The sequence below is a fragment of the Jutongia sp. SJQ-6 genome (assembly GCF_054161275.1).
The window spans coordinates 710,835-737,489 of record NZ_CP195314.1; the positions used below are offsets into that span (position 1 = coordinate 710,835).

Genomic DNA, 26,655 nt, shown 5'->3' on the forward strand with positions numbered 1-26,655 from the left:
CGGATGCAGGCATAGCCGAAACAACTGAAAAAACGACCTGCTCAGATTATCTTTTCAGAAGTCTCGGAAACCGCCTGCACACTATCTGTATAATTATATCATGGAACCATATGATATGCAACAGCAAAAAACCGGTTGTGCAATCTATACACAACCGGCCGATACAAGCCATTACTTTGATTATTTTCTAAGACCAAGCTTCTCGATCAATGCACGATATCCTTCAAGATCTTTCTTCTGAAGATATGCAAGAAGGTTACGTCTCTGACCGATCATCTTCAACATACCACGTCTGGAATGATGATCTTTCTTATTAACCTTTAAGTGCTCTGTCAACTCATGGATACGCTCTGTTAAGATAGCGATCTGTACTTCCGGTGAACCTGTATCCTCTGGAGTACGTCCATAAGTCTTGATGATTTCTGCTTTCTTCTCTTTACTGATCATAATAAAATCCTCCTATCAATTATTTTCTCCAATCACTAAGAAATGGACGGAGTGACCACTTTCTGAGTGACGGTATTAACAACTTTCACATATTAACACAAAACCGATTGTCTGTAAAGTGTTATCCGAAAAAATTTATTCCCTTTTCTGTCATAAGCGCATCCAATGCAACATCATGCTCCTGTGCTTCCATCCGCTGCACAAGTTGAAACGAAAATGCATAACCGATCTTGAGTACTCCTCCGGCATTCGGTTTACACAATCCATATTCCGCAAAGTAGCGGTCATAAAATCCGGCACCATACCCGACCCGGTAACCTCTTTCATCATAAGCAAGCCCCGGCACCAGCATAACTCCATCTTCTGCCCGAACCGGCTCCGCACCAGCCGGCTCTAATATCCCCATGGTGCCTCTGTGCAGATCATTCATTGCCCTTACTTCATAAAACTGCATCCGCTGTTCCTCCACGCAAGGCACTGCCACTGCTATTTCCGGCAGTTCTTTCCACACTCTCTGCAATAACTGAAGTGTATCGATCTCTGTACGGCAGGACACAAATGGATAGAACCGGCGAGGCCTCTTCTGACGTAAGAAAGCCATCATATGATCTACTGCCTGCTGCTCTGCTGCATCTCTCTTATCCCCTGTTAGTTCGGCACGCATGGCACGCATTTGCCCACGAAGCTCTTCCTTGGTCAATTAATGTCCCTTCTTTCTCTCTTTCGCTGCCATTTCCTTACCAAGATCTCTTGTCGTTCCGTCCGGATTGACAATCGTTACATTGTTTAATTGCGCACGCAGATTATTTTTGACGGAGTCGATATACTCTTTGCGCAATTTCTGCTGTTCTGCCTTTTCTTCTGCCGTCAATCCTTCTGATTTTGATTTGTGATACAATTCGTTAATTCTTGCAATTTTCTTATCATCCATATTTTTCTACATTCCTTTCTATGATCTTTTGCTCTAAATATGCTGCACATATGTTCTTCAAACAGTAACTTCCGGTATGAGAAATTTCCGTTACTTCTTTTCTCCCAATTGCTGCATAAGCTGTTCTGCCACTTTCAGCCCATCCATCGCCGCCGAAGTAATTCCTCCCGCATAACCGGCACCCTCACCGCATGGGTAAACCCCTTCATAATTTGCCTGCAGCGTATCATCCCGTATAATGCGGATTGGAGATGACGTTCTCGTCTCCACGCCGGATACGATCGCATCCACTCTTCCAAATCCATGGATACGTCTTTCAAACTGCGGAATGCTCTCCGCAATGGCATCGCCAATCTCTTTTGGTAAAATGCTTCGCACATTGGTAAGCGTATATTCCCCACACAGACACGGCGTCACTTCGCCAAGTGCTGTACTTTCCCGGTTCTGTAGAAAATCCCCTAATAGCTGTACCGGAATTCTTCCTTGCCCCTGCTCATAGGCGGCCTGTTCCAACCGACGTTGAAACTGCATACCGTCAAACAGCCCCTCGCCAAAATCTTCCGGTCCCACCGTTACGACAATGGCGCTGTTCGCATTGGCTCTGTCTCTGGCATATTCACTCATACCATTGACAACCAGCCTTCCACACTCCGAAGAGGCATTGACAACCTGTCCACCCGGACACATGCAAAAAGAATACACGCCTCTGCCATCCGATGTTGTATTGGTCAGTTTATATGAAGCCGGTGGAAGGATCTTAGCCGCCTCTCCATACTGCGATAAACCGATCATCTCCTGTGGATGTTCCATCCGCACGCCTACAGCAAATGCCTTAGGCTGCATAACAACGCCCTGTTCTTTAAGCTCTATAAACGTATCTCTTGCACTATGTCCTGTGGCAAGTATCACGGTCTCACACGCCATCTGCGAAATTCTGCCCGCCTGTTCATATTCCACGCCACAAATGCGGTCCCCCTGCAAGAGAAACCTCACAAAACGCGTGTCAAAATGCACCGTTGCGCCCAGCGCTAAGATCTCTTCCCGGATCGACCGTACTACCTCTCGAAGTTTATCGGTTCCGATATGCGGTTTCTGCATATACAAAATCTCTTCCGGTGCTCCATGCGCCACAAAACATTCCAGCACTTTTCGGTTTCTGCCGGAAGGATCCTTTACCATCGTATTGAGTTTGCCGTCTGAAAAGGTTCCGGCTCCGCCTTCCCCAAACTGCACATTACATTCCGGATCCAGCTCTCCTGTCTGCCAAAAATGATCCACCTTGCGCCTTCGCACATCGACATCGCTTCCCCGCTCCAAAATAACCGGTTTTAACCCGGCTCTCGCCAACTCTAATGCAGCAAATAAACCTGCCGGTCCCATGCCGACCACAACCGGAGCACTGATCGTATCTGCAAAGGTAACAACTTTCCTTTGCTTTGATGCCTTCACCAAAGTAACTTTCGATTGAAATGCTTTCTGCTGCAACAGCTTATGTTCGCCATCCAGACAAAGCGTCACGGTATAACTGAACACGATTGCATCCTTATGCCTCGCATCGATGGAACGCCTTTTCACCGTCAAATCCCGCAATTGTGATTCTTTGCGGTGCAATAACTTTGCCGCCGCCTTGCATACCAATGCATATTCAGACTCCGTCAATATACCACGACGAAGTGCTTCGGCAGGCACCTCCTGTTGTACCTTGGCCAACGGTACTTTTATCTGTGTGATCTGTATCATGATCTACTCCTTATCTTTGTTTTTAATGCACACGCCGCACTCTGCCCTGCCAAATGTCCACTAGACCAAGCCCACTGCAGATTGTAGCCACCACAGATCCCATCTACATCCGCCAGTTCTCCGGTAACATATATTCCCGGATACTTGATCAGTTCCAAAGTGTCAGCCTGCAGTTCGCTTAAAGCCACGCCTCCGGTTGTAACCTGCGCCTTGTCGAAATCACTCACCTTCCGGATATGTAATTTTTTGCCTTTGATCTGATCTGCCAGATCGTTTTGCCATCTGTCCTCCTGCAATATTTCAGCCCCGTCTCCAGGGCTCTTATGCAATGCCTGCAACAATGCTTTCGCTAATTTATCCGGAAGCATACCGTCCAAAACATCCCCCAGACTTCTTCCAACTCCATAGGTCTTAACCCGGCGCAACAGTTCTTCCATAACCTGTTCTTTGGTATGATCCGGCATAACATCAAGTTTTAAATAAGGTTCTTTTCCTTGATACAAGAGGCGGGAAACTCTTCCGCTGATCTGAAATACCGGAATACCGGAAATCCCTTTGGCAACCATCTGTATCTCTCCAATATCTTCTGCCAGTCTGCTGCCCTCACACCACAGCTCTACCTGTCCCATAATTCGGACACCACTCCATAATTTACAGCAGGCATCATCGAGTTCGATCGATGTCAATGCTGGCAATGGCGGTACGATCGCCACTCCAAGTTCCTGCAACATACGATAACCATCTCCGGTCGTACCCTGTGCAGGAGCCGCACTGCCGCCAACTGCTAATATCAGTTTACGTACAAGATATTTATCGCGGTCCGTCTGTACTTCATAACCGGTAATATTCTGACCGGACAGATCCTTTCTCGGAATGATCCGCTGCAACGTTTCGTCACAATGAACCTCCACCTTATACCGATCCATCTCGCGCTCTAACATAGCTCGTACCGAAGCCGCCTGCCCGGATAACGGATAATAATAACCATCACGTTCTTTTGACATCACACCGCTTTCCCAAAAATAATCAATGACTTTTTGGTGATCAAACCGCTGTAGCACCATTTGAACTAACATATCATCACTGCTGTGATAACAGGATATTTCCTGATTTCGATTCGTAAAATTGCAGCGTCCGTTCCCGGTCGCTAAAATCTTTTTACCCGGTTTATTTTTCTTTTCGATCACGGTAACATTAGCGCCCAGCTTTGCAGCCTCAATCGCTGCAACCATTCCGGACGCACCGCCTCCCGCCACAAGTACAGGTATGCTTCGCATCTTCATCCTCCCTGTTCCTTTTATTACTGCTCTTATGAAGAATAATTTTCCAATAAGCCATATAAGGCATCTTCATCTTTTACTTCAATGCCATTTTTTAATGACATCTGCTCCTCTTTCGACAAAGTATCCGTAGATATTCCGGTATATTCATAAACCGTCTTCTGGTCACCATAATAGACAACCACTTCTCCATCTACTGCGATCAAATAATAACGATATTTTACTTTTGAAGGATCATAAATTTTTCGCACAATGATCCGATCTTTCGAAAATGTTGTGATCCCTATACTTTGCAAACCATTTAAGAACTCCTCCACCGGAAGATTCTGCATGTACTTTTTGAAATAGCCATCTGCTTCTTCCCTGTTAAAACCAACTAATTCCTCCGGAATCGTTTCGTATTCTGTCGTGGTCTGGTCTTTCACTTTGTCGTAATTTTCAATCTGATACACCGTATTAACCGATAACATTTCCTCTGTGTTTGCCACCGGAAGCCCCTCTGACAGATCTTCGAATTTGACCTCGACCTGTTTAGAAACTTCTTTTTGTACGGCTCCGGCAATCTCCTCACGATATGACCGGCTAAGCTGCGTATACTTTCCCATCGCTGCACGATAACAATAATAATTCATTAACACAACGACTGTCAATGCTCCAAATGCCGCACTCCAATATAAAAATCTGCGTTTTCTCATTCTTGTTTCCTCCTTACTAAGCATCCACACTTAGATCACTGCCCTGTTTGGACCGTATTAGATGTCTTAGTACCATTTTCCCACGAAACAAGAAAGATATACCCTTATCCCGACATAACTACCAATTCAACGCTCTATAGTTAAAATTGCCACAAATTTCTGTCTGCTCAATATAATGGCAACCGGTTACCTGCCACCTTAATGGGATGACACCCAATTGCCAGATTTCAAAAATAAAGCAACGCGCTCGTTGGCATCGTCTACTATCTTCTCATCATACCCAAGCATTTTTAGCAACCGGATCGCATTTCTTGTGCAGGCACGACCTTCTCGCAAGCAATAATCAAACGTCACTTTATCATCTTCCACCTGTTCTTCAAAGTGATAATTATCGTATTCTTTCTCTAATAAATACGTCAGTTCAATATCATGCGTGGCTGCAAAACATAATCCGCCCTGTTCTGCTATTGCCTGCAAGATCCGGCTGGAAGCAGCGATTCTTTCGACTGTATTGGTTCCTCGAAGTACCTCATCGATAAAGCAAAGCACCGGCAGTTCCGACAATCTTGTCAGATCTAAGATTCGTTTTAACGATCTGATCTCCACAATATAATAACTTTCCTGACTTAATATATCATCTCGCAGCGCCATGGACGAGGCGATACAAAACCACGAAGCCTGATAATTCTCCGCTAAAACCGTATGCAATGTCTGCGCTAAGATCGCATTGAGTGCTACTGTCTTGATAAATGTTGATTTTCCCGATGCATTCGATCCCGTCAATAACACACTGCGCTCTGCCGTAATAGAATTTCTGACTCCCTCCGGGATCAACGGATGGTACATTTCAGTTACCGCAAACTTTCCATTTGCCTGATGTGACAACTGCGGTACACAATATTCTCCATACATAATACGGCAAGATGCCGTCGATAACATCGTATCTAAATATCCTATCGTATCATACATGATTCGCAACTGCTGCTCGTATTTTTTTGCCTCACGGATCATTGTCGACATTTTGACCAGATCTACATGGAACAAAATTCTTATATAGTCCATCAACGAATCCATAATATCTCCGGACATCCCGCTTCCACCATTCACCAAAAAACAGAAACGTCTGTATTTTCCAAAACAGGATGTCTGCTTTTTTAGCTGATCCTGATACTTTTCAAGACCCGGAATCGTCTTCCTCGCAACGCCCTCGCATTGCTCTACCATATGCAGTATAAACGTAAACAGCCGTATATAACTGTCCACCTTTGCCTTAGCCTGATAATACGATATAATATTTCCACCCATGATCGCAATACTGGCGATCACCATAAATTCCGGTGCAAAGGCACAGCCTATAAGAGCGCCGACCAGACAGACACCTGCCAATATATGAGGCAGTGCCCCGATCGGTTTCATATCCTGTATTAATTCCAAATGATCATACACGGACATTCGTTCTAATTTGCCGATCTCAGCAAGCGCCTCCTGTAAATACATGCGTTCCTGTGTATTCTCCAACAGATATGTGATCACTCGCTCGCGTTCTTCCATTTCTGCATCTGAAGCAATCGGATGACGGAGTGCTGCATACAAATATTCTTCCCCGATCGAAGTCCGTGTATGATTCCATACCTGATACACTTCATCCATATCCAGATCATTCCAGGTAATATCGTCCACAAATTCATGCTTTTGGCTTTCCTCCGCCTTTTTTTCTAACACCTTATAATAGCTGACAATAGCATTCCACTGTTCCTCCGAATAATTACGGTCTGCAGATTTTCCCCATGAGTTGATCAGAAACTCTCTCATCCGCTTCTTTCTCGCCTTTTCATCACAGACCATTTTGATCCCGATAAGCACCAAAATTACTACTACTGCGATAATGATCTTAATTCCTATGTCCATTTTGAAACCTCCACATGTAATTACGAAAGAAAAAGAGAGTTTATTGCAACTCTCTCTTTCCAATTAGAATTATTGTATGATGCAGGCACTAAGCTACCCGTTATACATAAGATAACTCTACGCCGGGACATCATTTTTATAAAACACGGCCGATCTTGATCGGCTTGCGATAATAAGCACTGGAAATCTTAATTCCATCGCTCGGGTTACTTGCATGAATGATCTGACCGTTTCCAATATAGATTGCTACATGGCTGACATGTCCACTTCCATAGAAGAACAGATCTCCCGGTCTTTCGCTTCCTTGTGATACGCTTCTAGTCGCAGATGCCTGTGCACCGGACGTACGTGGCAGTGAATGACCAAAGCGCTGGAATACACGCATCGTAAAGCCGGAGCAATCTGTTCCGCTCGTAAGGCTTGTACCACCATATACATAACGATTGCCCAAGAACTGCATTGCATAGGAGATCAAGGAAGATGCTCCTGAAGAGCTTCCACTGTCTCTATCCTGTGATCGACTGCCGCCCTTTTTGCCGGACTTTTTACTCTGACCTACTTCTTTGATCGAAACGGCACGATTCAGATTGTAAGTCATCTTAATAAAATCTTTCGATACAAATGCTCTGTCGTCATCAATAGCGATCATAACCCAATTATTCAGGTCAGCATACATTTTCTCTTTGTCAATCCCCTTTAGCTGAGACTTCTTCACATTTTTGCGGATATATTCATCCAGCCAGCCTTTGGTTAATTTCTCTCTGGTAATCTTATAATCTTCATCTGCTGAAATCTGGTCAAATACGTTTGCCTTCGTTGACGGCAGATAACGTACATTTAACGTTTCAGTTGTAACCGTTGCACGCAATGTTGCTACTTTCTGAGCCTTTGCCTCCGCTTTCTCATCCGTGATCAGATAACTGGCTTTGACAAAACCTCTCACACCACCGGATACGATCTTAGCCCATCCTTTTTTGATCTTGTATACATGACAACCGGAATTATTTGTCATCTTTCCGACTATTTTAGCATTCTCACTTGGTCTTTTACGTACATTCACATAATTCTTGACCTGTACCACGCCCAAACGATCATACACAAGATTCAGCTTGATCTTCTTCGGCGCAGGTGTTGCTGTCGGTGCAGGTGTTGCTGTCACCGTCGCCTGTACTGTCGTACTCTGTGCAGACTGACCGGAAGTGCCGGTCTGCTGTACAACAGCGTTAGTCTGTGTCACACCCTCAGCCTTGTCCTGCTCCGGTACCTTAGTAAGTGCTTCTGACGCCTCCTCAAGTTCCATATCCTGCAGAGCATCTTCGCAATATTTATCAAAAGATACCGCTAATCCTGCCAATGGCTTTTCCGTCTGTGTGCTCCAATCATTACCTGCTGAAACGACATGTCCCAGACAGATGACACCCAAGGATGCAACTGCCATTCCGATCACTACATGTAATTTATTCTTATCCATGTTATCCTCCATATTCTCATGATCCTGTCTGCAACAAACACACAGGATCCTTATTTCTCCATCGACCGCCTGCAACGCAGACGGTCGTAGAAAGTATTTCTGTTATTTATTTTGTATAATTGTTACAAATATATTACGAAGTATAACAAACTGTTAAGAAATTGTCAAATAATGATGCACACCAGTCCGCCATTTCCATCATTGACCACTTTTTGAATGGTTTCCTGCAATTTGATACGACTCTCATCTCCCAGTCGATCCACTTTCGTATCCATCCCCTCTTCAACCAATTGACGGACGGTTTTTCCAAAGATATTGGTATCCCATATACCTTTTTCATCATCTTCCCCATGCTGATCTGCAATGTAGGCAATCAAGTCATTGGCCTGTTCCTGCGTACCAACGATCGGGGCTATCTCTGTCTCGATATTGGCCTGTATCAAATGAATAGATGGGCTGACAGCTCGAAGTTTCACACCATACTTACTGCCGTGCTTGATCAGTTCCGGTTGATCGATCTCAATCTCATCTACCGATGGCGTCACAACGCCGTACCCCTTACGGTGTACTTCCTCCCACGCATTTTTCAGTTTGTCGATCTCTGCATGATTGTCAGCATATTCTCGCAGCAAATGGATCAGTTGATACTCGTCATCTATCTGTGTCCCGACCAATTCACTAAGTATCTGATAATATCTTCCATCATCAAATAATGTGTCGATCCGGACTTCTCCGTTTTCCATACCGATCCGGCCAATCCGAAACCCCTTGATCGCATCACTGGTGATCGCCAGATTGGCGGCTGTCACATCACACAGTCTGCTGATCCCACCCAAAATCATACGAACTTTTTGCACCAGTTCCTGCTTCAGCCAATGATCCTGTGGCAGCATCTCTACCCATTTCGGCAAATGGAAGGCTAGTTGGCGTACCGGAAAAGAAGACAGGATTTTTTCTAAAATTGCAAGAACGTCCTCCCGGCGAAGCTGGTTACAATTGACAGCCATAGCGACCGCATGATATGTCTGCTCCAGTTTTTCCACCAATGCTGCGGTCTCTGAACCATAAGGTTTTGCCGAATTTACAAGTACCACAAATGGTTTTCCTATCGCTGTCAACTCCTGGATCGTTCGTTTCTCCGGATCTTCAAATGCCTCTCTTGGCAAATCTCCAAAAGAGCCGTCAGTTGTCACAACGATTCCAATCGTTGAATGATCATGAATCACTTTTCTTGTGCCAAATTCGGCAGCCTGTGTAAAAGGCATTGGACTTTCTGACCAAGGAGTCATAACCATTCTTTCATTTTGTTCCTCGTAAAGTCCCTCTGCTCCCTTAACTATGTAACCGACGCAATCGATCAAGCGGATCTTAACTTCATTTTCTCCAAACAGTTTAACATTTGCCGCCTCTTTGGGAATAAATTTCGGCTCCGTTGTCATGATCGTTTTGCCGGCAGCCGACTGTGGGAGTTCATCTACAGCACGTTGTCTTTCGTGTTCCTGTTCCATCTCCGGCAAGACCAATAATTCCATAAAACGTTTGATAAAGGTCGATTTACCGGTTCGCACCGGTCCGCAGATTCCCAGATAAAACTCTCCTCCTGTGCGTTCAGCAAGATCTTTATATACTTGAAATTCACTCATCAGGCATTCCCCTTCCATAATATATGCCATGCTACTCTAAGGTTTCTACCACAATCTATGCACCGGCATAACAGAATATGACAAAAAAGCAAAGTCAGCGCTTTGCAAGAATTGTTAAAGCAATTCTTGATGGCATCACGCTACACAACAGCAATTTCCTATCATTCAAAAAAGACAGTGCATTCATACACTGCCTTTCATACTGTTATCCATATATGTTTATATCTTCAAAGAACCAGCCAATGCTGAAAGCTGCTGTATCTCTTTCAAAATAGTGTTCTGATTTGCCACAAAAAACAAACTCACGATGATCAGGCAAACCGAAATAAGTAATCCAAGGATCGAGCATACTAGCCCGGCAATTGCCATCCCGGTACCCGCCTTTTGCTTTGCCAGTACATAACCGGATAATCCCAATCCTACAACGGCCAGGAGCAATGTGATATACTGCGAGCAACAACATAACACGATCGATAAAATACCACAGATCATTCCGGCTACTGCCATTCCCGGGTTTGGCTCCTCTGGCACATAATATCCCTCCTGCGGAGCTTTCGTGTAACCATTTTCTTCCATTATGACCCCTTTCCGCATTATTTCTGCATGGCGCGATACTTCGCATAGCCCTTGGAATAATGCATTTTTTCATCCTTTGTCACAAACACCGCTTCAACATTGTCCAAAGAGTCGATCAATTCCATCCCTTTCTCCAAACCTAAGCCGAAACAAGTGGTAGACAATCCATCTCCATCTACAGATGCTTTTGAAAGTATTGTCACCGCCATCAACGTATTATCCACCGGGTAACCGGTAGACGGATCCAATATATGATGATAGAATTTTCCGTTCTGCTTAAAACATCTCTCATAAATACCGGAAGATACCACAGAGAGATCCTTCACTGCTACGGTATCAATTACTGCATCCCGATCTGAAAACGGTTGTCTGACTCCGATCCGAAACGCAGTTCCATCCGGTTTATTGCCCAAACATAATATATTTCCACCCAGATCGATCAATCCTGATGTCACACCATCCTGACGCAACAGATCTTTTAAGCGGTCTGCTATATATCCTTTGGCGATCCCTCCAAATTCAATGCCGGTGCCGGGCACCGAAAACGATAATCGATCATTATGCAAACGAATATGCTCATCTCCCACATAGGTCAGCGCCTTGCGAATCTCCGCGTCCTGTGGCACAGTTGGCTGATCTGTCGAAAAATCCCATAAGCTGCTAACAGGCTCTATTCCCATCGTAAAACATCCTTTAGACAGTTTACCATATTTGAACGAATAATTCACCAGTTTTTGCAGCGTATCATTTACCTGAAAAGATATGCTTCCATCGGAACTAACATGGCAAGCAAGCTCTGTATACGCTTCCGGCAATGCCTGCTTCAGTTTTGCCTCATACTCTGTTCTCTGCTGTTTAGACAACATGATCGTTTGTCCTTTTTGCAAAGACTGACACAATTTGCCCGGAAGAAGCTCCTCATACTTCTTTGACAAAGCATTGATCCGGTACACAGTACTGGTTTTCTTCGTCCGACTGATCACATTTTCGCAGGAACTACATTCCGACACACACTTTTGCAGTGTCTTTTTCGTGCCACCTTGATAGATTGTGATCTGATAGGTCGTATCAAACGCAAATCCTTGTATATTCTTGGTCTCATTCTGCTGCTTCCGCGGCAAATGACCACTCCCGATCAGATACACCATAACTCCGGCTATTATAAAAATAGCTAACGTATTTATCAATCGTCTTTTATTCCAAGTCTGCATATTGCTCTGCCAATTCCTTTTCCTCTTCTGATAACTGTGCCTGCATTAACATATCCGGACGCCGCTTAGCTGTCCGAATGACCGACTCACGTCGATACCATTCCTGCAATTTCTTATGATGGCCCGACAGTAACACCTCTGGAACCGCTTCATCTCTCCATATTGCCGGTCTTGTATACTGTGGGTATTCTAACAACCCTTCCGAGAAAGATTCTGTTTCTGCCGACATATCATTGTTTAGTACACCCGGAACCAATCTGGAAATCGTATCCATCATCACTAATGCCGGAAGTTCCCCACCGGTTAATACGTAATCTCCAATGGAAACATAATCTGTAACGATCCGTTCCAACACGCGTTCGTCTATCCCTTCATAATGACCACACAGAAAGATCAGATCTTCCTCTTTGGCATACTCTTTTGCCATCTGCTGATCAAAGACCTTTCCCTGCGGTGTCAGATAGATCACCTTCGCAGCTGCTGATCCGCCCTGCTCCCGGATCCTTGTCATAATATCCTCATAACAGCGGTATACCGGTTCTGCCTGCATAACCATTCCGGCGCCCCCACCGTATGGATAATCGTCTACTCTGTTGTGTTTATTATCCGCAAAATCTCGAATATTGACAGCTTCCAGCGCCAAATAGCCTGCTTTTAATGCTCTGCCGGTAATGCTCTCTGACATCGCATTGGTGATCATATCCGGAAATAATGTCATTACATGATAATTCATATTTGTTTTTTACACTAATCCTTTCATAATATGTACCGTTACGATCCCAGCGGAGACATCGACGTTTTTAACACATTCCGGTATAACAGGAAGCAGTACTTCTTTCCCCTCGTGTTCGACAACGTATACAAGATTGGCTCCTGTTTCCAAGACATCTTTCAAAATGCCAAAATCTTCTCCCTCTTCCGTAACAACCTTGGCGTCTATAATGTCTGCCAGATAATATTCTCCCTCTTCCAATGGGATTGCATTTTCACGCGTGACATATAGATCGTGGCCTTTGTATTGTTCAATATCATTAATATTATCAATCCCTTTGAACTTCACGATCACGAGATTCTTAAAAAATCGTGTCGATGCAATTTCTAAGGTCTTATATTCTTTTCCGGTATCTAATAAAACTTCTTTTAATTTTTTGTAACGTGTCACATCATCTGTCGTAGGATACACTTTGACTTCCCCACGAATACCATGTGTATTAGCGATTACGCCAACGCGAAACATATCTTCCATTTTTATCCTCCAATAAAAAAGCAACGCCAGCACTTTACTTTGCAAGAATTGCTAAAGCAATTCTTGGTGGCATAGCACCACATTGTGAGCAGGTTCCTATAAGGATTAGGGTGTCAAAAGTCCATTTTCATGACAGAGATATTTTTTTGAAGATTTGCGCTACAATATCTTGAGGCGATGCGGCGCATCGTTGATAGATATTGTGGTCAAAGATTCGAGAAAATAGCCCGTCAGGGAAATTCAGACCTTTTGACACCCTAATCCTATAAAGAAACAAACGCCCATAGCATAAGCTACAGGCGTAAACAGTCAGTTTACTGACCAATTTCCACGATAACCTTTTTGTCTGTCTTAGAAGCGGCAGCCTTGACAACAGCACGTATTGCCTTAGCAATACGTCCCTGCTTTCCAATAACTTTGCCCATATCTTCTTGAGCTACTTTGAGCTCTAACAGAATCTCGTTATCTTTCTCAGTCTCCTGAACGGTGACCTCTTCAGGGTGGTCAACAAGGGACTGTGCAAGAACTTCTACCAATTCTCTCATACCTGAAACCTCCCCGTGTACAAGAATTACTCTGTGATTCCAGCCTGCTTCAAAAGCTTGCCTACTGTCTCAGTTGGCTTAGCACCATTTGCTAACCACTTCTTTGCTGCTTCCTCATCAAACTTGAATACACTAGGGTCCTGATTAGGATCGTAAGTACCAATCTCCTCGATGAACTTTCCATCTCTTGGAGAACGGGAATCAGCTACAACTACTCTATAGAAAGATGCTTTCTTCTTACCCATTCTTCTTAATCTGATCTTTACTGCCACGATTTTCACCTCCTTAAATCTGCGTTTATATCGTTAAAAGCCAAACGGCAACTTTGGCATGCCTCCACGACGACGTTTGCCTTTACCGCCCATCATACCGGACATCTGCTTCATCATCTTTTTGGATTGCTCAAACTGCTTGATCAGCTTATTAACTTCTGAAATATCAACTCCTGCGCCTTTCGCAATACGACGTTTGCGTGACGGATTGATGATAGCGGGATTACCACGCTCTTCGCGAGTCATTGAATATATGATCGCCTCTGTGCTCTTAAACACATCATCATCTATATTCAGATCAGCCGGAAGCCCCATACCGGGCAGCATACTCAAAATACTTTGAATACCACCCATCTTCTTCATCTGGGCTAACTGATCCAGGAAATCATTGAAATCAAATTCCGCTTTACGGAATTTTTTCTCCATCTCTTTGGCTTTATCCTGATCGATCTCAGCCTCTGCCTTCTCAATCAAGGTTAGCACATCACCCATTCCCAATATACGCGATGCCATACGATCCGGATGAAACTGTTCCAGATCCGAAAGCTTCTCGCCCATACCAACAAATAGGATCGGACACCCGGTAACTGCCTTGATAGAAAGTGCAGCACCACCTCGCGTGTCACCATCTAACTTCGTCAGGATCACACCATCAATACCGATCTTTTCATTAAACGTAGAAGCTACATTTACCGCATCCTGACCGGTCATCGCATCAACGACCAGAATCTTCTGATCTATGGCAACACCCGCTTGAATCTCCTGCAGCTCAGCCATCATATCTTCATCCACATGAAGTCGACCCGCTGTATCCAAGATCACCACATTCAATCCATTCTTAGATGCATGCTCCATCGCTGCTTTCGCAATATCAACCGGTTTATGATTTGTCCCCATGGCAAAAACTTCCACATCCTGTTTCTCACCATTGATCTTTAACTGGTCGATCGCTGCCGGACGATACACATCACATGCTACAAGCAAAGGCTTTCTGCCTTTTTTCTTAAGCTTTCCGGCTATCTTCGCCGTTGTTGTCGTCTTACCGGCACCTTGCAGACCACACATCAGCAGTACTGTTATTTCATTGGAGGGCCGGAGTGCGATCTCTGTCGTCTCGCTTCCCATCAATGCGACAAGCTCCTCATTTACCAGCTTCACGACCATCTGGCCCGGTGTCAAGCTGTTTAGAACATCTTGTCCAACTGCGCGTTCCTGCACTTTTTTCACAAAGTTCTTAACAACCTTGAAGTTTACATCAGCTTCTAACAAAGCCATCTTGACTTCCTTAAGTGCTGCCTTTACATCCTCCTCGGTCAAACGACCTTTGCTTCGAAGGTTTTTAAAAACATTTTGTAATTTTTCTGTCAAATCGAATGCCATAAATAACCTCCTCTTTGTCAAACACAAGTCATAGTATAACGAACCAGAAAAACTTTGTCAAGCATTTTTCTTGACAAAGTTTTTCTAAAGTTAAAATCTATTATCATTGTCCGGCGACACAAATACTGCTATTATCGATACGTATAATAGTACTTTCCGGTTGACTTCGGATAAGAGGCATTACGCAGATCCTGTGTTTTTTTAATTTTCAGCTTGGATTTCTTGATCTTAAAGGTATATGCCTTAGATTTACCGGATTTCAAATTGATCGTTAATTTCTTAGCTGAATATACGCCAATTTTCTTTCCTTTGCCGTTTTTTACCGTAATCTTAAAATTCTTCAAATATTTTGCCTTGTAACCACGGTTATTTAACATTCTGGCTTTTAAGACAAGGTTACCTTTCTTGTCATAAGACATCTTATATACATTCACACCAAAACTTCCTGCCGGCAATGCACTCACAGCAACTTTCCGTACCGTATATACATTATCTTTTACAATTACCTTGCAAGGAATCGTAAAACCGGTAGACGTCTTTACCGTGATCGTCGCTGTACCTTTCTTCTTAGCTGTCACCTTACCCTTGCTGTTCACTGCTGCAACCTTTGCGTTGCTGGATTTATAAGTAATCCTGGCACCACCTGCATTTAAGATCTTTATTTGATCCTTAAATCCCTTTGTGATCGTCAACGTCTTAGAGTCAATGGTTGGAGCCAACTTCGGCGTCGGTGTCGGCGTAGATGTCAGATCAGGCTGTCCAAGAACTGCATAAGCCAGCTGATCAACATCAAAAGTTACAGAAATGGTATATGTTCCCTGCGGCACATTCACTGCAAATGCAAATGCAGGATAACTTCCTGTTGAACTCCACTGGGAATCTGACTCCAAAAAAGTCTTTGGTCCATATACTGTCTCTCCCGCACTATTACGGAATGAATATGTTACATTACATTGCGTTGCTACAGCAATTGCAAACTGAGCCACGCCACTGCTCTGCATCGTAAATGTTGCCTCGATCGGCACTCCTGCCGTAGCTGCTCCGGATGCCTCTAACATATAGCTCTCATCAGTTGCCGCCGAAACGTCTTTCGTACTAAATGGTCCCATCCCTACAATAAGTGCTAATGCTAACAGTATTGCTAATACTCTTGATGTTTTTTTCATACTTCACCCTCCTATTCTTTTAAAACAATCATTTTCATACGCTTCATATCTGCCGTATATTCTAAAGCAGATACAAACTTAAAGGCTGACAGAATCCTACTGCCAAACTGCTTTGTAATAACTATACTAAAATATGTCAGCTAATGCAACCATATCCTCACAATAACTAAAATCTATATCCCGGGCTCTAATATAATCCCAGCCAGATATATGTGATCCCTATTCCGATGTGATCTCCTCTAACAGCGTGAACAACGTCTTCCATTGCTCCTCATCACCGGATAAACCTTTGGCTTCCAATTCTTTCTGTACCTGTTTTACCTGTGCCTTATGACGTTGAAAACGTGCCACAAGGCCAAGTTTCTGCTCATATTCCCGTAATTGCTTCGAAGCACGCTTGATCGCATCGTATACGCCCTGTCTTGAAATCCCCTCTTCCTCCGCTATCTCTGTGTAACCATAGTCATCCAAGATGCACGCTTCAAACATTCTTTGCTGATTTTCTTTCAACAAGGCACCATAAAAGTCATACAGCATAGATAATTCAACTCTCTCTTCTATCGCATTACTTTCCATTGTGTCCATCCTCCATTTTCAACCGCATCCCCACGGAATATTATTTGATATTCTCGATCTTCAGGAATAAAAAGTCCTGTATAGAGAAAATGCTTGAGACAATTTCTATCCTACACAGATAGAAATCACCTCAAGCGCAACTTTAATCTTTTAAATCAATTATACCGGATAAGCCTTTGTCTCTGTGTCTGCAGCACTTGCATCTACTTTATTCTGCTGTGCCTCACGGTATTTGAAGAACTCAGTAGCAACCTGTGGGAACAATGCATAAGACAACACATCTTCATCCTGCTGCTTGTACTGTGCCATTTCCTTCTCAATATCTGCAAGCTGTGGCTTGATCAGATCTGCCGGACGGCATGTGATCGGCTTCTCATCGCCAATACATTTCTTCTGTACTTCCGGATTAAACGGCTTAACTGTCTGGCCAAACTGACCGGACAGAAGCTTTTTAGACTCTTTGGTTACCATCTTATAACGCTCACCGGATACTACGTTAAGCACCGCCTGTGTACCAACAATCTGTGAAGAAGGTGTAACCAAAGGAGGCTCACCAAAATCTTTACGTACTCTTGGCACTTCCTCTAATACCTGCTCATATTTATCTTCCTGTCCCATCTCTTTCAACTGGGATACCAAGTTACTAAGCATTCCACCAGGAACCTGATAACGAAGTGTCTGAATATTAACGCCAAGTACTTTTGTATTCATCAAACCACTCTTCAATGCATCTTCACGCATTGGACGGAAGTAATCAGCAATCTCAGCAAGTTTTGTCTGATCCAGACCGGTATCATACTCAGTACCCTTGAATGCCTCAACCATAACCTCTGTTGCCGGCTGACTGGTTCCCATAGAGAATGGGCTGATCGCCGTATCTATGATGTCACAGCCTGCCTCTACTGCCTTCATATAAGTCATAGAAGCCACACCGGAAGTATAATGTGTATGCAGGTCGATCGGAATCTCTACAGACTCTTTCAATGCCTGTACAAGCTCTGTAGCCTTTGCCGGAACAAGCAGACCAGCCATATCTTTGATACAAAGTGACTTTGCACCCATATCCTCGATACGTTTAGCCATGTCTTTCCAGTAATCTAATGTATATGCATCACCCAATGTATAAGACAATGCGATCTGCGCATGACCATTCTCTTTGTTAGCGGCCTTTACCGCTGTCTCCAAGTTGCGAAGGTCATTCAAGCAGTCAAAGATACGGATAATATCAATACCGTTTGCGATAGATTTCTGTACAAAATACTCTACCACATCATCTGCATAATGATTATAACCAAGAATATTCTGTCCACGGAATAACATCTGAAGCTTTGTATTCTTAAAGCCGTCTCTTAACTTACGAAGTCTCTCCCATGGATCCTCTTTCAAAAAGCGAAGGGATGCATCAAATGTAGCTCCACCCCAGCACTCTACTGCATGGTATCCAATCTTATCCATTTTATCAACAATCGGAAGCATCTGCTCTGTTGTCATACGAGTAGCAATCAGAGACTGATGCGCATCACGAAGTACGGTCTCCGTAATCTTCAATGGTTTCTTCTCTGCCATAGTTCTCCTCTTTTCTGCGCCGGAAGATGTATACAGCCAGCCAAAGGGCTGTATATGATCTTCTCGCGACTAATTATATGTTTCTAGTGTTAAATTCCAAAGATTGCCATAAATACACCGGCGGCAACTGCCGTACCGATAACTCCGGCAACGTTAGGTCCCATTGCATGCATAAGCAGGAAGTTGGTTGGATCCGCTTCGGCACCGACCTTCTGCGATACACGCGCTGCCATCGGCACAGCAGATACACCTGCAGAACCGATCAATGGGTTTACCTTGCCCTTTGTAACCAGGCACATCAACTTACCGAACAATACACCTGCTGCGGTACCTACTGCAAATGCGATCAAACCAAGAGCAACAATCTTTAAGGTTGTAACTTTTAAGAATGCCTCTGCACTGGTAGATGCGCCTACCGATGTACCAAGAAGAATAACAACGATGTACATCAATGCGTTGCTTGCAGTCTCTGTCAACTGCTTTACAACACCGGACTCTTTGAAAAGGTTACCGAGCATCAGCATACCAACCAGTGGTGCTGTCGTTGGAAGCAGCAAACATACAATGATCGTAACGATGATCGGGAACAGGATTCTCTCCAATTTAGATACCGGACGAAGCTGTTCCATCTTGATCTTACGCTCTTTTTCCGTAGTAAATAACTTCATGATCGGTGGCTGGATAATTGGCACCAAAGACATGTAAGAATATGCGGCAACCGCGATCGGTCCCATATATTCTGTCTGTTTCAATTTACCGCAAAGGAAAATAGATGTCGGACCATCGGCACCACCAATGATAGAGATTGCAGCCGCAGCTTTATCAGAAAAGCCAAACCAGATTGCAATCAGGTAAGCGGAGAAAATACCAAACTGAGCTGCTGCACCAAGCAGGAAACTCATCGGATTTGCGATCAACGGACCAAAATCGGTCATCGCTCCTACTCCCAAGAAGATCAGGGAAGGTAAGATACTCCACTCATCCAAAATGTAAAAATAATGTAACAAACCGCCAACACCGTTTGAAGTATCCTCTGGATTCGCCATGATATCCGGATAAATATTAACCAGGATCATACCAAACGCAATAGGAACTAACAGCAATGGCTCATATTCTTTTTTAATCGCCAAATAGAGAAACAAGCAGCCGACTAAGATCATAAGATAATTGCCAAGCGTTAAGTTGGCAAACGCAGTCTGACCTACTAAGTTCTCTAACGTGTTAATTACGTAATCCAATGTTAGATCCCTCCTAGTTTAATGTTGCAAGTACAACTCCTGCTTCTACAGAATCACCCGCAGCTACATCAATGCTGGCAACAGTTCCATCTTCCGGTGCTACCACCTCGTTCTCCATCTTCATAGCTTCAAGGATCATTAGAACCTCGCCTTTTTTCACTGCCTGACCTACGCTGGTCTTTACAGAAAGGATCTTACCAGGCATCGGGGAATTCACCTTAACAGAACCCTGTCCTGCTGCTGCCTTTGGTGCTGCTTTCGGAGCTGCAGCTTTTGGTGCTGCTGCCTTTGGTGCGCTTGTTGCTGCACCTGCTGCACCCTCTTCCACTGTTACATCATAAACGTTACCATTCACAGTAATTGTATAATTTTTCATCGATTTGTCCTCCAATTATTTTTGTGTTAGCGACGAATGATAGAACGAACTACCAATCCATCTGCGCTTGCATTTTCACTTGCTGCAATGGCTGCAGTGATCACAGCAACCAGTTCCAGATCATCAACGAGGTTCTCCTCTACCGGCTGCGGTGCTGTTTCTACTGAAGCGAGCTGAGCCTTTGCCTTATCAACCTGCTTAGCATTCTTGCGGTTCTGAGCCCAACCGATCACCTTGAAGCAGGCAATGATCAGGGATATAAAGATCAATACGCAAAATACGATTGCCATACTAAGGATCGTATTTATGCCGGCCTTGGCCATCTTTGCTCCCATTGTCTTATATTCATCAATCTTTTCTTCGGTCTTATTACCGTCTTTGTCATAAGATACCGAATAGATGAATGTCTTACCTTTTGTTGTGCGGATGGTCTCATTGACTGTTGCGGAAGTAGAACTTACCGTAAAGTCTGTAGAGATCTTTTTATCCATCTCGTCACCAAACTTCTTTTTCTGCTTAACAGCCTCTTTGTACTCTTTGATCTGTTCTTTGGCTGTCTTGCGCTGCTCTAAATAGGAATTCCATTCGTCTTCACTGAGACTGTCTTTCATTCCATCATAATACTCAATTGCGGATTCTAACTGCTCTACCTGACCTTTGTGGTCTGTTGTAAACCACTTCTGCAGATATTTATCTGTTTGCTTTTCCAACTTCTTTTCGTTGAAATTTTTGTTCTGTTTCGTCAAGCTGATGTTACAGCCTGCTACCAGCAAAGCACAGGTGAGAATGCAGAGAATCAAAGACACTTTCTTCTTCATATTGCCTCTCCTTACTTAGATGGTTCCATGTTTCTTGCCAATCGGATACTCACATTTGTTATAAAGCATCTCAAAAGCATACAATAGCTGCTTTCTGGCACTTGCCGGCTCAATGACAGAATCAACATAACCTCTGGCTGCTGCTGCCTCTGTTCCGGACTGAGCTGCGAACTGGGCTGCCTTCTCTGCAAGATCCGCATCCTTATCATCTGCATACATGATCTTTGCTGCAACATTCGCGTCCATCATACCGACCTTTGCTCCATTTAATGCAAATACCATATCAGCGCCAATGTGCTTGGAATTCATTGTTATGTAAGCACTGCCATAGGCATTGCCTGTGATCATATTTACCTTTGGTACATCTGACTCAGCAAATGCTGCCGTAAGCTTAGCTGCTGCTGCTGCGATCGTCTTCTCCTCTTCAACAGAAGTTGCATAACCCTCTACATTCGTCAAGGTAAGTACCGGAATGTTGAACGCATCACAAGTCTTTACAAAAGCTGCTGCCTTCTCACATCCTGCTGTTGTAAGTCTTGCCTCAAATGAAGCAGTTTCCTTACCCTCTTCATCATATTTCTTAGTACGGTTTGCAACGGCACCAACAGTCATTCCATCGAAGCATAAGAAACCGGTAACCATTTCCTGTGCATAGCCGCTCTTTACCTCTAAGAAGAAGTTGTTATCGCCAAGATCTGCAAGTGCTGCCGCAGGGTCTGCTGCCTCTGCCGCAAAATCAGGTACATCACGATTAAGATCGTCCATACACTCTGCGGAACCTGCTTCAGAATTGTTATTCTCAGGCAGGATGGAAACTAACTCTCTCACTGCTGCAAGGACCTCAGCCTCACCCTCGATCACAAAATCCACTGTAGATGCTGTCTTCTGAAAATCAGCAGATGCCGTATCCAGCTTGTCTGTATAGTTGCCCTCCAATGTGTTTGGAGAATTCACAAAAAGTTTGGCTTCTTTCTGCTCCATGAATGTGAAATCACTCATAGCAGCCATCACTGCAACACCACCACCACAATTGCCAAAGATTGCACTGATCTGCGGTACTACACCAGATGCTTTTGCTTTCATCTGGTAAATCTGACCAAATCCTGCAAGTGCATCTGTTGCCTCCTGTAAACGCATTCCTGCACAATCGATCAAGCCGATCACAGGAACTCCCGTCTTCATGGCAAGCTCATAAATATGTGCAATTTTTCTTGCGTGCATCTCTCCAATTGTTCCATTCAGTGCGGATGCATCCTGACTGTATACATACACCGGATTATTCTGGATCAAACCATATCCTGTGATGACACCATCAGATGGCACTGACTTCTCCTGCATGTTAAAATCCGTGCTTCTCTTGGTGATACCGGCACCGATCTCAACAAAACTGTTCTCATCAACAAGTCCCGCAATGCGGTCTTTTGCTGATAAAGCATTTGTGTTACTCATGTTCAGCCCTCCATATTCTGATATTTATCTGACTCATTTCGCCATGGCGAAAAAGTCATGTATAAACAAAATTTACACCAATGATAATTCTAGCCCTTTTGTGATAAAAAGGCAACCTTTTTCTCATATTTTTTTCGGAATATCATAAGATTAATACAAACCCGGCTGAGGTGTTTTTTATGTATGCAAAACTCCAAAAAATCATCAGTTTCTCACTGTTTCTCATAAGTATCGGCTTGTCTTCTCTATGCTTTGACGCAGGGCTGAACAAACTGCTTGCCACACTTCCTGCCTATTCTCCCAGGTCAAAACAAATCGTTCAGCAAAACATCCAATATACCGCACGTGAGCTGGGGGTGACAGACACCACCACCAAATTTCCTTCCTCTCTCAATGCTAAAGCAGCCTGCCTGATCGATGCTGACAGCGGTATGGTTCTTTTTGCCAAAAATGCTGACGAAAAACTCCCCATGGCAAGTACTACCAAGATCATGACCGCTCTCATCGCACTGGAATCTTCAGATCTGTCAGATACCATCACGTTTTCTGCACATGCAGCTTCTATGCCGGATGTTCAGTTAAATGCCATGTCCGGCGAACAATTCACGCTGCGTGATCTATTGTATTCCCTGTTGTTGGAATCTCATAACGACACTGCAGTTGCTATTGCAGAGCATGTCAGTGGTTCCACCGAAGCCTTCGCTGACAAAATGAACGAAAAAGCAGCAGAACTCGGTCTGTCTTCCACACACTTTGTAACCCCTAATGGTTTGGATGCTGATGAACATTATACGACCGCCAAAGAACTGTGCCTGATCGCATCCTATGCACTGCAGAATCAGACTTTCTGCAAGATCATCCGCACTCCCGCCCATTCCTTTGCAAACCGAACAAACACCAAACAATATCACGTAACAAATCACGATGCCTTTCTGACAAATTATGCAGGCGCGATCGGCATCAAGACCGGATTTACCGGCAATGCCGGATATTGTTTCTGTGGTGCTGCAAAAAGAGGCGGTATCACCTTAATCTCCAGCGTCTTAGCCTGTGGCTGGCCACCTCATAAAACATATAAATGGACTGACACGAAAAAACTCATGGACTATGGTTTTACTAATTATAAACTTGTAAGACTGACCGAAACACCAATGCTCCAAAAAATCCCGGTTCACGGCGGTCGATCTAATATTATGCAGCCACGGCGAAGTGTTCCTGCCAGAGACACCAAGTTACTCATGACCTCTGCTGATACGCTCAGGATCTGCTATGAACTGCCTCATTCCATCAAAGCTCCCATCCGCTCCGGAGATATTATCGGATATGAAAATTACTACTTAAACGATACCCTGCTACAAAGCATTCCCATCGCATCCTCTTCAAAAATAAAAGAAGCCGATGCACCTTATGTTGCGCGACTTCTCTATCAGCTTTACTGTATCACCGCAATTTCCGGATGATGTTTTTCCGCATAGGCGATCGCTGCTGTAATGCGATCATATACTAACTTAGCAACTTCTACTGATTTCATATCCCGATATTCCTCGTAAGGAATCGGTTTCAAATAATATACCTGTGTATTCACTTTACGCAAAGACCACAGATCAAACACTTTCCACGAATCTACCAGCGCAACCGGTACAATCGGTGCTTTCGCACGCATGGCACTCTTAAAGCTGCCCGCCTTAAACACATCCACATGATTGCCATTGCGATGGCTATAACCGCCTGCCGGGAAAATAATATATTTACGTCCGTACTCAACTTCTTTACTTACCTCACGGATAACCCTTGCTGCCTGCCTCAGATCATGCAGGCAGAGTCTTTTGCCGCCTACCATATCAATAAACTGTTTTACTAATGGCATCTTGCTGCGCGCTTCATCCATCACTACGGAACAAGGCTCCTCATGCGTCAGCATAATACCAAGTGCATCATATTTTCCCTGATGATTGGCGAACATGACATATCCCCCGTCTTTTGGAAGATTTTCCGCTCCATAGGCTTGCGTATAGATCCGTCCGGTATGATTCATCAAACGGATCGCATGTTTATTATATTCATAACGAAATCGTTCCGAATACTTCTCCGGATGTCTGGAATAATGACCCATCAACGGGATCATCCAGGCACGATGAAGATTACTGGCAATTACATATATAAAACGAATCAATTCTTTTACCACTCTTTCTCATCATTTTCTCCGCAATCCATTACGCAAACAAGCAGTATACCATACATCGACAAAAATCACAAATTCCTATTTTCACCTTGCATTCTCTTCCATTTCTAAATATACTGTCAGTAGTTAAAAAGATAATAGAAAGGCATGGAAAAGACTATGGCTTTAGATGGAATCGTGATCGCAAATATCACAAACGAATTAAACAAGATCTTAACCGGCAGCCGGATCACTAAGATCGCACAACCGGAAAAGGATGAACTTCTGCTCACGATCAAACAAAGTAAAGAAGGGTCAGACGGTAAAACGATCCGAAGCAAACATATGCTCGTAATTTCCGTCAATCCCAGTTTACCGCTTATATATCTGACAGAGGACAATAAAACTTCTCCACTGCAGGCGCCCACCTTTTGTATGGTTTTGCGCAAGCATTTAAATAACTGCCGCATTGTCGGGATCGAACAGATTGGATTGGAACGTGTTCTTCGCTTCCGTTTAGAACACCTCAACGAAATGGGGGATCTGTGTACCAAGCAGCTCTACGTCGAACTGATGGGTAAACACAGTAATATTATTTTCTGTGAAGAAGATAATACGATCATTGACAGTATCAAACATATATCACTATTAGTAAGTTCTGTCCGAGAAGTACTTCCCGGCCGAACCTACTTTATCCCAAATACGCAGCATAAATTAGACCCGCTCTCACTAACGGAAGAACAATTTATGGAGCAGGTCATGACAAAGCCGGTTACTCCGGTGAAAGCATTGTATACATCACTTACCGGTCTCAGCCCGGTCGTTGCCGGGGAAATGTTATATCGTGCCAGCCTGTCAGACCGCACAAGCACAGATTCTCTCTCCGAAATGGAACAGCTGCATCTGTACCGTAACGTTATGCGGATCATTGACCAGGTAAAAGAAAATGCTTTCACCCCGACGATCATTACTAAAAACGATATGCCGGTAGAATTTTCCAGCATCCATTTGACCGGCTATGAACAGGATGCATCCTATCAGTGTACTGCCCTGTCGGATGTCAGCACGATGCTTCGTTCCTATTATGAAACGAAAGAAATACTGACCCGTATTCATCAAAAATCCTCGGATTTAAGGCGTATCACCACGACAGCATTGGAACGTGCCACCAAAAAATACGACTTACAAAGCCGTCAGTTAAAAGACACCCAAAAACGCGAAAAATACAAAATATACGGTGAGTTGTTGACAACCTACGGGTATGAGCTGCAAGGCGGCGAAAAATCTTTAACCTGCGACAATTATTATACGAATGAACCGGTCACGATCCCACTCGATGAGACAAAGTCTGCGCTAGAAAATGCCAAGCGCTATTTCGACCGCTATGCAAAACAAAAACGAACTTACGAAGCTTTGACCGTACAGATTGCAGAAACCAAAGAAGATATTGAACATTTGGAATCGATCAGTAACGCCTTAGATATTGCCAGACAGGAAAGCGATCTGGCTGATATAAAGCGCGAACTAACGGAATACGGCTATATCCGTAAGCACAGCAATAGCAAGCGCGGTGCTAAACACAGCGAAAAGAGCAAACCGATGCACTTTATCTCTTCCGATGGATTTGATATGTATGTTGGCAAAAACAATTATCAAAATGATGAGCTGACTTTCCATTTGGCTACCGGAAATGACTGGTGGTTCCATGCCAAAGCAAGTGCCGGTTCTCATGTCATCGTCAAAACGGAAGGCAAAGAATTGCCTGATCAGACTTTCGAGGAGGCAGCACGCTTAGCTGCTCATTTTTCAAAGGCAAGCAGTCAGGATAAAGCCGAGGTTGATTATATCCAAAAGAAACACATCAAAAAACCCAACGGCAGTAAACCGGGATTTGTGGTATATTATACAAATTATTCCATGACAATATCAACGGATATTACCGGTATTCGCGAAGTATGAA

At 43.9% G+C, this 26,655-nt stretch carries 26 protein-coding genes; 2 read left to right on the forward strand and 24 right to left on the reverse strand.

From position 1 onward, the window contains the following. Window positions 1-180: 180 nt before the first annotated feature. The 23 genes from rpsO to ACSAJE_RS03395 form a co-directional block, all read right to left on the reverse strand. Window positions 181-447 (reverse strand): 30S ribosomal protein S15, encoded by a 267-nt coding sequence (rpsO, locus tag ACSAJE_RS03285; protein ID WP_118690391.1) that lies wholly within the window; start codon window positions 445-447, stop codon window positions 181-183. A gap of 121 nt (window positions 448-568) precedes the next feature. After that, window positions 569-1,147 carry a 5-formyltetrahydrofolate cyclo-ligase gene (locus ACSAJE_RS03290; RefSeq protein WP_458009665.1) on the reverse strand — a complete coding sequence of 193 codons (579 nt, stop codon included), beginning with the start codon at window positions 1,145-1,147 and terminating at the stop codon, window positions 569-571. Continuing rightward, window positions 1,148-1,378 (reverse strand): DUF896 domain-containing protein, encoded by a 231-nt coding sequence (locus ACSAJE_RS03295; RefSeq protein ID WP_022025813.1) that lies wholly within the window; start codon window positions 1,376-1,378, stop codon window positions 1,148-1,150. A 90-nt stretch (window positions 1,379-1,468) separates the two neighbouring features. Beyond that, window positions 1,469-3,118, reverse strand: coding sequence for an NAD(P)/FAD-dependent oxidoreductase (locus ACSAJE_RS03300; RefSeq protein WP_458009666.1), 1,650 nt, complete (start codon window positions 3,116-3,118; stop codon window positions 1,469-1,471). Further along, window positions 3,115-4,395, reverse strand: a complete 1,281-nt coding sequence (locus tag ACSAJE_RS03305; RefSeq protein WP_458009667.1) for an aminoacetone oxidase family FAD-binding enzyme — start codon at window positions 4,393-4,395, stop codon at window positions 3,115-3,117. The genes ACSAJE_RS03300 and ACSAJE_RS03305 overlap by 4 nt, the downstream gene beginning before the upstream one ends. 32 nt (window positions 4,396-4,427) lie before the next feature. Continuing rightward, on the reverse strand, window positions 4,428-5,093 hold the full coding sequence (locus tag ACSAJE_RS03310) for a BofC C-terminal domain-containing protein (RefSeq protein WP_182434094.1): 666 nt from the start codon (window positions 5,091-5,093) through the stop codon (window positions 4,428-4,430). Window positions 5,094-5,291: 198 nt separating this feature from the next. Further along, the gene (locus ACSAJE_RS03315) at window positions 5,292-7,001 is read right to left on the reverse strand and encodes a MutS-related protein (protein ID WP_458009668.1); all 1,710 of its coding nucleotides are present in this window, start codon (window positions 6,999-7,001) and stop codon (window positions 5,292-5,294) included. A gap of 136 nt (window positions 7,002-7,137) precedes the next feature. Beyond that, a complete protein-coding gene (locus ACSAJE_RS03320) occupies window positions 7,138-8,472 on the reverse strand; it encodes a C40 family peptidase (protein WP_182448254.1) in 1,335 nt (444 codons plus the stop codon). 164 nt (window positions 8,473-8,636) lie between these two features. Then, window positions 8,637-10,115 carry a stage IV sporulation protein A gene (spoIVA, locus tag ACSAJE_RS03325; protein WP_118690384.1) on the reverse strand — a complete coding sequence of 493 codons (1,479 nt, stop codon included), beginning with the start codon at window positions 10,113-10,115 and terminating at the stop codon, window positions 8,637-8,639. Between the two features lie 219 nt (window positions 10,116-10,334). Beyond that, window positions 10,335-10,691, reverse strand: coding sequence for a DUF4190 domain-containing protein (locus ACSAJE_RS03330; RefSeq protein ID WP_118690383.1), 357 nt, complete (start codon window positions 10,689-10,691; stop codon window positions 10,335-10,337). Between the two features lie 17 nt (window positions 10,692-10,708). Next, window positions 10,709-11,902, reverse strand: coding sequence for an FAD:protein FMN transferase (locus ACSAJE_RS03335; protein ID WP_458009669.1), 1,194 nt, complete (start codon window positions 11,900-11,902; stop codon window positions 10,709-10,711). After that, a complete protein-coding gene (gene trmD, locus ACSAJE_RS03340; protein ID WP_022025758.1) occupies window positions 11,886-12,635 on the reverse strand; it encodes a tRNA (guanosine(37)-N1)-methyltransferase TrmD in 750 nt (249 codons plus the stop codon). The genes ACSAJE_RS03335 and trmD overlap by 17 nt, the downstream gene beginning before the upstream one ends. 9 nt (window positions 12,636-12,644) lie before the next feature. Then, window positions 12,645-13,148 carry a ribosome maturation factor RimM gene (gene rimM, locus ACSAJE_RS03345; RefSeq protein ID WP_022025757.1) on the reverse strand — a complete coding sequence of 168 codons (504 nt, stop codon included), beginning with the start codon at window positions 13,146-13,148 and terminating at the stop codon, window positions 12,645-12,647. A gap of 314 nt (window positions 13,149-13,462) precedes the next feature. Then, window positions 13,463-13,693, reverse strand: coding sequence for a KH domain-containing protein (locus ACSAJE_RS03350; protein ID WP_022025756.1), 231 nt, complete (start codon window positions 13,691-13,693; stop codon window positions 13,463-13,465). 26 nt (window positions 13,694-13,719) lie between these two features. Continuing rightward, window positions 13,720-13,965, reverse strand: a complete 246-nt coding sequence (rpsP, locus tag ACSAJE_RS03355; RefSeq protein ID WP_458009670.1) for a 30S ribosomal protein S16 — start codon at window positions 13,963-13,965, stop codon at window positions 13,720-13,722. Window positions 13,966-13,998: 33 nt separating this feature from the next. Next, window positions 13,999-15,345 carry a signal recognition particle protein gene (gene ffh / locus ACSAJE_RS03360; protein WP_118690380.1) on the reverse strand — a complete coding sequence of 449 codons (1,347 nt, stop codon included), beginning with the start codon at window positions 15,343-15,345 and terminating at the stop codon, window positions 13,999-14,001. Between the two features lie 131 nt (window positions 15,346-15,476). Beyond that, the gene (locus ACSAJE_RS03365; RefSeq protein ID WP_118690379.1) at window positions 15,477-16,511 is read right to left on the reverse strand and encodes an Ig-like domain-containing protein; all 1,035 of its coding nucleotides are present in this window, start codon (window positions 16,509-16,511) and stop codon (window positions 15,477-15,479) included. A 219-nt stretch (window positions 16,512-16,730) separates the two neighbouring features. Next, a complete protein-coding gene (gene ylxM, locus ACSAJE_RS03370; protein ID WP_022025752.1) occupies window positions 16,731-17,087 on the reverse strand; it encodes a YlxM family DNA-binding protein in 357 nt (118 codons plus the stop codon). Between the two features lie 159 nt (window positions 17,088-17,246). Continuing rightward, window positions 17,247-18,653, reverse strand: a complete 1,407-nt coding sequence (locus ACSAJE_RS03375; RefSeq protein WP_458009671.1) for an oxaloacetate decarboxylase subunit alpha — start codon at window positions 18,651-18,653, stop codon at window positions 17,247-17,249. Window positions 18,654-18,742: 89 nt separating this feature from the next. Then, window positions 18,743-19,891, reverse strand: coding sequence for a sodium ion-translocating decarboxylase subunit beta (locus tag ACSAJE_RS03380; RefSeq protein ID WP_118506625.1), 1,149 nt, complete (start codon window positions 19,889-19,891; stop codon window positions 18,743-18,745). Between the two features lie 13 nt (window positions 19,892-19,904). After that, a complete protein-coding gene (locus ACSAJE_RS03385) occupies window positions 19,905-20,267 on the reverse strand; it encodes a biotin/lipoyl-containing protein (protein ID WP_458009672.1) in 363 nt (120 codons plus the stop codon). 26 nt (window positions 20,268-20,293) lie between these two features. Next, window positions 20,294-21,085, reverse strand: a complete 792-nt coding sequence (locus tag ACSAJE_RS03390) for an OadG family protein (protein ID WP_458009673.1) — start codon at window positions 21,083-21,085, stop codon at window positions 20,294-20,296. 15 nt (window positions 21,086-21,100) lie between these two features. Further along, window positions 21,101-22,534: a carboxyl transferase domain-containing protein gene (locus ACSAJE_RS03395; RefSeq protein ID WP_118506624.1), complete on the reverse strand. Its 1,434-nt coding sequence runs from the start codon at window positions 22,532-22,534 to the stop codon at window positions 21,101-21,103. A gap of 179 nt (window positions 22,535-22,713) precedes the next feature. Here ACSAJE_RS03395 and ACSAJE_RS03400 point away from each other — a divergent pair, with 179 nt between their 5' ends. Next, window positions 22,714-23,994, forward strand: a complete 1,281-nt coding sequence (locus ACSAJE_RS03400) for a D-alanyl-D-alanine carboxypeptidase family protein (RefSeq protein WP_444156122.1) — start codon at window positions 22,714-22,716, stop codon at window positions 23,992-23,994. Here the strand turns inward: ACSAJE_RS03400 and ACSAJE_RS03405 are convergent. Then, window positions 23,967-24,719: a lysophospholipid acyltransferase family protein gene (locus tag ACSAJE_RS03405; protein ID WP_458009674.1), complete on the reverse strand. Its 753-nt coding sequence runs from the start codon at window positions 24,717-24,719 to the stop codon at window positions 23,967-23,969. The two genes, ACSAJE_RS03400 and ACSAJE_RS03405, sit on opposite strands and share 28 nt — an antisense overlap. Before the next feature lie 156 nt (window positions 24,720-24,875). Here ACSAJE_RS03405 and ACSAJE_RS03410 point away from each other — a divergent pair, with 156 nt between their 5' ends. Next, complete coding sequence (locus ACSAJE_RS03410; RefSeq protein ID WP_118690464.1) at window positions 24,876-26,654, forward strand: Rqc2 family fibronectin-binding protein; 1,779 nt, start codon at window positions 24,876-24,878, stop codon at window positions 26,652-26,654. Window position 26,655 lies beyond the last annotated feature (1 nt).

Excerpts from the sequence above, each read along its gene's own strand:
- ffh (WP_118690380.1), bottom strand. The coding sequence starts at position 15,345 with ATGGCATTCGATTTGACAGAAAAATTACAAAATGTTTTTAAAAACCTT.
- ACSAJE_RS03350 (WP_022025756.1), bottom strand. The coding sequence starts at position 13,693 with ATGAGAGAATTGGTAGAAGTTCTTGCACAGTCCCTTGTTGACCACCCT.
- ACSAJE_RS03300 (WP_458009666.1), bottom strand. The coding sequence starts at position 3,118 with ATGATACAGATCACACAGATAAAAGTACCGTTGGCCAAGGTACAACAG.
- ACSAJE_RS03365 (WP_118690379.1), bottom strand. The coding sequence starts at position 16,511 with ATGAAAAAAACATCAAGAGTATTAGCAATACTGTTAGCATTAGCACTT.
- ACSAJE_RS03410 (WP_118690464.1), top strand. The coding sequence starts at position 24,876 with ATGGCTTTAGATGGAATCGTGATCGCAAATATCACAAACGAATTAAAC.
- ACSAJE_RS03375 (WP_458009671.1), bottom strand. The coding sequence starts at position 18,653 with ATGGCAGAGAAGAAACCATTGAAGATTACGGAGACCGTACTTCGTGAT.
- ylxM (WP_022025752.1), bottom strand. The coding sequence starts at position 17,087 with ATGGAAAGTAATGCGATAGAAGAGAGAGTTGAATTATCTATGCTGTAT.
- rpsO (WP_118690391.1), bottom strand. The coding sequence starts at position 447 with ATGATCAGTAAAGAGAAGAAAGCAGAAATCATCAAGACTTATGGACGT.
- ACSAJE_RS03315 (WP_458009668.1), bottom strand. The coding sequence starts at position 7,001 with ATGGACATAGGAATTAAGATCATTATCGCAGTAGTAGTAATTTTGGTG.
- spoIVA (WP_118690384.1), bottom strand. The coding sequence starts at position 10,115 with ATGAGTGAATTTCAAGTATATAAAGATCTTGCTGAACGCACAGGAGGA.
- ACSAJE_RS03390 (WP_458009673.1), bottom strand. The coding sequence starts at position 21,085 with ATGAAGAAGAAAGTGTCTTTGATTCTCTGCATTCTCACCTGTGCTTTG.
- ACSAJE_RS03335 (WP_458009669.1), bottom strand. The coding sequence starts at position 11,902 with ATGCAGACTTGGAATAAAAGACGATTGATAAATACGTTAGCTATTTTT.
- ACSAJE_RS03295 (WP_022025813.1), bottom strand. The coding sequence starts at position 1,378 with ATGGATGATAAGAAAATTGCAAGAATTAACGAATTGTATCACAAATCA.
- ACSAJE_RS03310 (WP_182434094.1), bottom strand. The coding sequence starts at position 5,093 with ATGAGAAAACGCAGATTTTTATATTGGAGTGCGGCATTTGGAGCATTG.
- ACSAJE_RS03385 (WP_458009672.1), bottom strand. The coding sequence starts at position 20,267 with ATGAAAAATTATACAATTACTGTGAATGGTAACGTTTATGATGTAACA.
- ACSAJE_RS03400 (WP_444156122.1), top strand. The coding sequence starts at position 22,714 with ATGTATGCAAAACTCCAAAAAATCATCAGTTTCTCACTGTTTCTCATA.
- rimM (WP_022025757.1), bottom strand. The coding sequence starts at position 13,148 with ATGGAAGATATGTTTCGCGTTGGCGTAATCGCTAATACACATGGTATT.
- trmD (WP_022025758.1), bottom strand. The coding sequence starts at position 12,635 with ATGAATTATCATGTAATGACATTATTTCCGGATATGATCACCAATGCG.
- ACSAJE_RS03320 (WP_182448254.1), bottom strand. The coding sequence starts at position 8,472 with ATGGATAAGAATAAATTACATGTAGTGATCGGAATGGCAGTTGCATCC.
- ACSAJE_RS03330 (WP_118690383.1), bottom strand. The coding sequence starts at position 10,691 with ATGGAAGAAAATGGTTACACGAAAGCTCCGCAGGAGGGATATTATGTG.
- ACSAJE_RS03395 (WP_118506624.1), bottom strand. The coding sequence starts at position 22,534 with ATGAGTAACACAAATGCTTTATCAGCAAAAGACCGCATTGCGGGACTT.
- ACSAJE_RS03305 (WP_458009667.1), bottom strand. The coding sequence starts at position 4,395 with ATGCGAAGCATACCTGTACTTGTGGCGGGAGGCGGTGCGTCCGGAATG.